Annotated in this window: 7 protein-coding genes; 6 read left to right on the forward strand and 1 reads right to left on the reverse strand. The window is 62.3% G+C overall.

Going from position 1 to position 6,675, the window contains the following annotated elements; all coding sequences use genetic code 11:
* Positions 1-767 precede the first annotated feature (767 nt).
* Together FS320_RS35435 and FS320_RS35440 are read left to right on the forward strand one after the other, a co-directional pair.
* On the forward strand, positions 768-2,105 hold the full coding sequence (locus FS320_RS35435) for an MFS transporter (RefSeq protein WP_152717052.1): 1,338 nt from the start codon (positions 768-770) through the stop codon (positions 2,103-2,105).
* Between the two features lie 65 nt (positions 2,106-2,170).
* On the forward strand, positions 2,171-2,491 hold the full coding sequence (locus FS320_RS35440; protein WP_152717053.1) for a hypothetical protein: 321 nt from the start codon (positions 2,171-2,173) through the stop codon (positions 2,489-2,491).
* A 56-nt stretch (positions 2,492-2,547) separates the two neighbouring features.
* Here the strand turns inward: FS320_RS35440 and FS320_RS35445 are convergent, their stop codons facing one another.
* A complete protein-coding gene (locus FS320_RS35445) occupies positions 2,548-3,336 on the reverse strand; it encodes an IclR family transcriptional regulator (RefSeq protein ID WP_162003453.1) in 789 nt (262 codons plus the stop codon).
* Positions 3,337-3,486: 150 nt separating this feature from the next.
* Between FS320_RS35445 and FS320_RS35450 the strand changes: the two genes are divergently transcribed.
* The 4 genes from FS320_RS35450 to FS320_RS35465 all read left to right on the forward strand — a co-directional run.
* Complete coding sequence (locus tag FS320_RS35450; protein WP_244627599.1) at positions 3,487-4,281, forward strand: HpcH/HpaI aldolase family protein; 795 nt, start codon at positions 3,487-3,489, stop codon at positions 4,279-4,281.
* A gap of 59 nt (positions 4,282-4,340) precedes the next feature.
* A complete protein-coding gene (locus FS320_RS35455) occupies positions 4,341-5,261 on the forward strand; it encodes a cupin domain-containing protein (RefSeq protein WP_152717055.1) in 921 nt (306 codons plus the stop codon).
* Positions 5,262-5,317: 56 nt separating this feature from the next.
* The gene (locus FS320_RS35460; protein ID WP_152717056.1) at positions 5,318-6,292 is read left to right on the forward strand and encodes a DUF6282 family protein; all 975 of its coding nucleotides are present in this window, start codon (positions 5,318-5,320) and stop codon (positions 6,290-6,292) included.
* Positions 6,293-6,461: 169 nt separating this feature from the next.
* The coding region (locus FS320_RS35465; protein ID WP_280178287.1) for a CoA-transferase at positions 6,462-6,675 on the forward strand (214 nt) is incomplete at its 3' end.

Raw genomic sequence — 6,675 nt, forward strand, 5'->3', positions numbered from 1 at the left:
TGACCTCATGGCTCACCCGGACCTTGAGCATCGGGGGTATTATCTTGCGCCTTGGCATCGGCGCCTCCGTGATCGGGCCATCGCGTCCTGGACGGCCGACACAGCATCAACGGCGCACCCAGGAAACCATTGCCATACCGCGTTCGCAGCCGATCCCACGGGATCGTCACCGTGAGATCAAAGAGGAGTTTTGCACCATTGTAGGTGGGGTCATAGCGCTCAATCGGGAACACATCTTGCGCTGCCCCCAGAGTGACGGCGCATCTCCACATTCCGGCGCGGAGGACCCGGACAGTTTCGGGAGGGGGCTCCTTAGTTCCATGGCAGACCCGTCATGGAGGCTGGACAACGTGCCTGGTCGACCATGAGCCTCCCCCACAAGTGCGGCGTCACCGTGCTAACGCACGAGCAAGGCAACCCCGCAATCGCAAGCGGCTTTGACGCGACCCGATAGGGATCCTTGGTCTCTTGAATTCGAACAGAGGCCTGCCGTGCTGACGGCCATTCCGCTCTGCCAAACCAATCCACCCGACACGCAGCCGTCCCCGCTTGACAAGCACATGAATTAAAATTAACGTTTCGTATAACAAGACGATGTTCTGCTAGACGAAACATCCACAGAACGACCTGAGACGCGCGGCGGTCAGGCAAGGGGCGTCAAAGGCACTCAACGAAGCGATTTCGCCAGTCGAAGATCAAAGACTGGCAGCGTTCGAAGTGCCGCAATCGTAATTACTCGATAGGCCCTAGTTAAAAAGGAGGAATTCATGAGCTTTCTACCGCTCAGTAACTTCGCTAACAAAGAACAATGGCGCGTCTACAACAAGATTGCCTGGCGGCTGATGCCGTTTTTGCTTCTCCTGTACATCATATCCTTTCTCGATCGGGTCAATGTCGGCTTTGCCAAATTGCAAATGTCGACCGATATCGGCTTGAGCGACGCCGCCTACGGGATCGGGGCCGGCATCTTCTTCCTCGGCTATTGCTTGTGCGAGATCCCGAGCAACCTGCTCTTGCAGCGCTTCGGCGCAAAATTCTGGATCGCCCGCATCATGGTGGTCTGGGGCATCATCTCGACCGCGATGCTGTTCGTCCACACGCCATGGCAGTTCTACGGCATGCGCTTCCTGCTTGGCATCGCGGAGGCCGGCTTCTATCCCGGCATCATTCTCTATTTGACCTACTGGTATCCGGCGCGATTGCGTTCCCAGATCTGCGCCATCTTCTTCCTCGGTATTGCGCTGTCCGGGATCATCGGCGGCCCGCTGTCCGGCTGGATCATGAACACGTTCGCCGGCCTCTATGGCCTGCACGGTTGGCAGTGGCTGTTCCTGCTCGAAGGTACGCCGGCGATCATCTTCGGCGTCGTGAGCTATTTTTATCTCGATGACAGTCCGGCTCAAGCGAAGTGGCTGACGGCGGGTGAAAAATCGCTGGTCGTCGGCGAGCTGGAAGAGGAGAACCAGAGCAAGCTTGCCGCTGGCGTCGGGCACAAGTTCAGTCATGCCATCAAGGACGTGAACGTCTGGCTCTTAGCGTTCGCCAACTTCGCGCTGCTCTCCGGCGTCTACGGCGTGTCCTTCTGGATGCCGCAGATCATCAGGGATCTCGGTGTCCAAGACTTACTGATGAACGGCATTGTCACCGCCATTCCCTATGCTGTGGCCTGTGTCGGCATGATCCTTATCGGCAAGCACTCGGACCGCACCGGCGAGCGCAAATGGCACACGGCGGCCTGTGGGGTTCTGGGAGCCATCGGATTGGTGTTGAGCGGCGTCTTCGCGCAGCAGCCCATCATCTCGTTGCTCGGCCTGTCGCTTGCCATGACAGGGGCGCTGGCCGGGTTGGCCGTCATGTGGGCGCTGCCGGGGACGATCCTCACCGGTGCCGCGGCCGCCGCCGGCATCGCCCTGATGGCGACCGTCGGCAACTTCGGCGGCTACATCGCGCCGATCACGCTGGGCTTGGTCAAGCAGGCGACCGGTCACCTCGAGTTCGGGCTCTACACCATGGCCGCAGCCATGCTCGTCGGCGCGGTCCTGATGCTGCTCCTGCCCAAATTGCGCAGTGCCACTGTTGTGGCCGCGCCGGCGGCCGCCGCCTGAACCATCCAAAACGATCACGCCAGCCGGACCCCTCCGGCTGGCCACTTCATTTGAGAGCTTCAGCCATGATGAGAGCAACATCCTCCCACCCTCTCTGCGGCCATTCCTGCCATGCCTCACCGGATGGCGAGGCGTCGAAGAGCCTGAGGGCCACTGGCCGGCTGTCCGTCCGTTTCATGACCCTCGAACGTCCGGACAGGGCGGGCCGCGTGGCGACGAACGGCGATCTCGAAGTGCTTGACGACCTGCGGTTCAGCCAGCTTGCAAACTACGGAGCCATCCCGGACAACTATCCCCGGCCGCACCTGGAAAAGCCGCTCACTTGGCCGGAGTGGATGGGATGGGTTGCTTTGGCCGTTGCCGTCATGGTTTTGGCGTATGCCTGATCGCGGTCACGTAATCGGCGCCGCATGCGCTGGCGCAGTTCGGGCCTGGCAGCGCGTCAGCGGTGAACGGAATAGCCAAGCGCATGCGAGATGGCTTGCCCGGCGGCAACGATGCGGCGGATCTGCTCGTCCGAGGGGTGCTCAGGGACGAACTGGATCGAGTCGACGACACTGATCGTGCCGATCAGATCTCCCGACGCATCGAAGATCGGTGCCGCCAACGCGTTCAAGCCAGTGACGGCCTCGTTCGGGGCAACGGCCCAGCCTCGCGTCCGCACCTGCTGGATTTCCTTTTGCAACACCTCCGGATCGACAACAGTTTCCGGCGTCATCTTTTCCAGATTCGGCCTGATGGCCGCGGCACGCAACTGATCGCTGCCGAACGCAAGCGCGATCTTGCCTTGGGCGGAGCTGTGGAAATGCAGCAGCGACCCCGGCTTGACGCCGATTTCGAAAGCCGATTTGCCGGGAATGGTGGCCAGCACCCTGACGCCCGCCGCTTCCACCTGCGAGACGACGCAGGAAATCCCCAAAGTGTCGCGCAGCTCGCGAAGGATGCCCTGGGCTGCCTTGGTCAGATCAAAGTTCTCAGCAACCGAGACCCCCAGGGTCAACAGCCGCGGTCCCACACGGTAGCGGTCCGTGTCGGCCGATTGTTGGATGTAGCCTTGCTGCACGAGCGTGCGCAGATGCCGATAGATGCGGCTCTTGGTCGTTCCCAGCGCCTGCGCCAACGCGGTCACGCCGACCGCTTTGCCCTGCTCCGCCAGATATTCAAGGATCCGCAACGCCAGCACGACCGCCTGCACGCCGTCTCCATTAGCCTCTCCGCCGATACGCGGCATCTTCGATCTCCATTCTGGTGAACATGACATCCGCAGGGGGCGGGCCCGATGCGAAGCCGGTGTCAAGCATGAAAGTGCTTGACTTGCGAAAATACTAGTCTATCTGTTGCGTTATGCAATACGATGTTTCTTTAGACGAAACAATCTTGAATGGAACAGCCGATGACGCGGGCCAGATCTACCCCTGAAACGTTCCGCCACCGCCTTGTCAGCGGTGAGCACTTGGTCGGGACTTTCATCAAAACGCCTACTTGTCATTCGATCGAGATCCTTGGTGGTGTCGGCTTCGACTTCGTCGTGATCGATGAGGAGCACGCCCCGTTCGACCGCAGCGCCATTGATATCGGACTGCTGGCCGCTCGTGCCGCGGGCACGGCCGGCCTTGTCCGCGTGGCACAGCCGACGGCCGCCAACATCCTTTCGGTGTTGGACAGCGGTGCGGCTGGGGTGCTGGTACCCCACGTCTCCTCCCCGGCCAAGGCAAAAGACATCGCGGCAGCATGCCGTTACCGCGGCGGCCGCCGCGGCTTCTCCAACTCCCCACGCGCCGGAGGCTATGGTGCCCTGTCGATGTGGCCCCATGTCGACGCCGCCGACGCCGCGACGACGGTCATTGCCATGATCGAGGACGCAGAGGCCCTCGACGGCATCGACGCGATCCTGGCCGTCGAGGGGATCGACGGGATTTTTCTCGGGCGCGGCGACCTGACGGTCGCCCTTGGTGCCGATGCAATGGATGCGCCGATGGTGCGCGCGGCGATCGAACGGGTGACGCAGGCGGCCCGGGCCGCGAGGAAGCCGATCTGTGCCATGGCGGGCAGCACCGCCGACGCCGCGGCGTTACAGGCGCTGGGCGTGACCGCCTTCATCGTCGCCTCCGACCAGGGCTTCCTGCGCCAGGCGGCGGCCAAGGCGCTGACCGATTTCGCGGCCCTGACGGCCTGAGCCGAGCCGGGACAAGGCACTCGCCGGCACGGCGAGCCACCACACACGGAGAAAGCGACATGTTCGATCCAACCGATCCACGCGCCAGCCTCAGTTCATCGTCCCCGCCGATTGCATTGCCGGGGGAATTCGCCGCGGCGGAATATGGCAGGTTCTATGACGAGGCGCCGCAGGAGAGCACGCCGGAGGGACAGACCTGGTATCTGCGCGGCCAGAACTTCATCGTCGCCTACACCCTGGCCCAACCGGGTGCCGTCCTCGGCCGCCCGAGCCAGCCTGACGAATACATGGCGCTGATCCCGCGCGCCGAAACGACGGTCGAGGTGAGCGCCGGTACGGAGGCGAGGACGGTGAAGGGCCATTCCCTGATCATCCTGCCGCCGGGAGAAAGCCGGATTGCAATGCCGCAAGGCGGCGAGATCGTGCGCCTGTTCACCACACGCTCGCCGGATCTTGTGGCCAAATGCGCCAATGCGGCGTCCTACATCAATTCGCGGGCCAATATCCCGCCCTTCGAGGCGTGGCCTGCGCCACCTGGTGGCTATCGCATCCGCTCCTACAGCCTGGACGTGCCGGGCGAGCCCGGCCGCTTCGGTCGCATCTTCCGCTGTACCACGCTGATGGTGAACGTGCTGGATCCGCAGGAGGGCCCGCGCGACGTGACAAAGTTGTCCCCACATCACCACGACGACTTCGAGCAGGGCTCGCTGGCGCTGCACGGCGCCTTCACCCATCACCTGCGCTGGCCCTGGACCCCCAACATGAACCATTGGCGCGAGGACGAGCATGCCATCCTCGCCTCGCCGTCGCTGACGGTGATCCCGCCCCCGGCGATCCACACGTCGCGCGGCATGGACGCGGGGATCAACCAGTTGGTCGACATCTTCTCACCGCCGCGGCTCGACTTCTCCGCCAAGCCCGGCTGGGTGCTGAACGCCGACGACTACCCGATGCCGACCCCGTCAGCCTCGGCCGCATAACGCCGACGGCCTACGACAGAAGCCCGGAAAGCGCGCAATCAAGGAGCCGAAAAGCCATGACGCAAGCTGTCAGCACAACCAAGTCGATTGACGAGCGTATCGCCGACCTCGTGCAGGGAGCGATCGACCCGCACGTTCACAGTGGCCCATCGATTGCGCCCCGCGGCGTCGACCATCTGGAATTGCTCGAGGCGTACTCCGCCGCAGGCGTCGCAGCCGTCGTGACAAAGGATCATGATTACAGTGGCGTGATGACGGCTGCCCTCATCTCCAAGCACCATCCTGAACTGCGTACGAAGATCTTGTCCAGCATCGTGCTGAACAATGTGGTGGGAGGATTCAACCCCTACGCCGTCGAGCACACAGCAGCGATGGGTGGCAAGGTCGTGTGGATGCCGACCCTGGCGGCGGAGAACCACCTGCGCTGGGAAAAGACGTCGAATTGGGTTCACCCGGCATCCACCCAGAAAATGCGGCCCGCCGTCGGCATCCCGGTTCTCGACAACAACGGGACCGTGCGGGATGACGTCAAGGAAGTGCTGGATGTCATCGCCAGAAACGACATGGTGCTGGCGAGCGGCCATCTTCACGTGAGCGAGACGTGGCTGGTCTTCGAGGAGGCCAGGCGGCGTGGCGTGACCAGGCTCGTGCTGACCCACCCTGAAGATATTGTCGACGCCTCGATGAATGACGTAAAGGGGATGGCCGCAATGGGCGCCTTTGTCGAGCACTCGCTCTGCATGTTCGTGGAGGGGTCGAAGTTCAAGACATGCTCGGCCGAGGACCTGCGTCAGCACATCGACGCGGCCGGCGTCGATCAGACCGTGCTGTGTTCGGATTTGGGCCAGACCGGGACGATTAGTCCGCTCGAAGGATTGCGCCGGGGCATCAGGCTTTGCATCGATCTCGGCTACGACGACATGCAGATCCGCAAGATGGTGTCGTCCAACGCGGCGCGGATGCTTGGGCTTGAGTCCATGCCTGTGCAAAGGGCAATCGCGTGGGCCGCGGCTGACCCACTGCTCTCGTAGCCAGAGTGAGACCGTCAACCTCGCCGTTCTCCATCTCGTGACTCCGGGAAAACTTGTCGCAGATTGTCTTTGTCACGTCCTGAAGGTGTTTCATTTTCCCTCTTTTCGTTTGTTGGCCGGCCGATCGTCACCCTGTGCGTCAAGCAGGGATCCATGGAGAGGATCACCTATGAACAAGGTATATGTTGATGCACGGTCGGCCACGACCGAGCTTATCAAGGATGGCATGACCATCATGGCCGGCGGTTTCGGCCTGTGCGGCATTCCGGAGACGCTGATCGAGGCGATCCGTGATTCGGGCGCGAAGGATCTGACTTTCATCTCCAACAATGCGGGTGTAGATGGCATCGGCCTCGGCCGCTTGCTGGAGACCCGCCAGATCC

The sequence above is a fragment of the Microvirga tunisiensis genome (genome assembly GCF_009296175.1).
GTDB classification, from domain to species: Bacteria; Pseudomonadota; Alphaproteobacteria; order Rhizobiales; family Beijerinckiaceae; genus Microvirga; species Microvirga tunisiensis.

Excerpts from the sequence above, each read along its gene's own strand:
- FS320_RS35435 (WP_152717052.1), top strand. The coding sequence starts at position 768 with ATGAGCTTTCTACCGCTCAGTAACTTCGCTAACAAAGAACAATGGCGC.
- FS320_RS35440 (WP_152717053.1), top strand. The coding sequence starts at position 2,171 with ATGATGAGAGCAACATCCTCCCACCCTCTCTGCGGCCATTCCTGCCAT.
- FS320_RS35445 (WP_162003453.1), bottom strand. The coding sequence starts at position 3,336 with ATGCCGCGTATCGGCGGAGAGGCTAATGGAGACGGCGTGCAGGCGGTC.
- FS320_RS35450 (WP_244627599.1), top strand. The coding sequence starts at position 3,487 with ATGGAACAGCCGATGACGCGGGCCAGATCTACCCCTGAAACGTTCCGC.
- FS320_RS35455 (WP_152717055.1), top strand. The coding sequence starts at position 4,341 with ATGTTCGATCCAACCGATCCACGCGCCAGCCTCAGTTCATCGTCCCCG.
- FS320_RS35460 (WP_152717056.1), top strand. The coding sequence starts at position 5,318 with ATGACGCAAGCTGTCAGCACAACCAAGTCGATTGACGAGCGTATCGCC.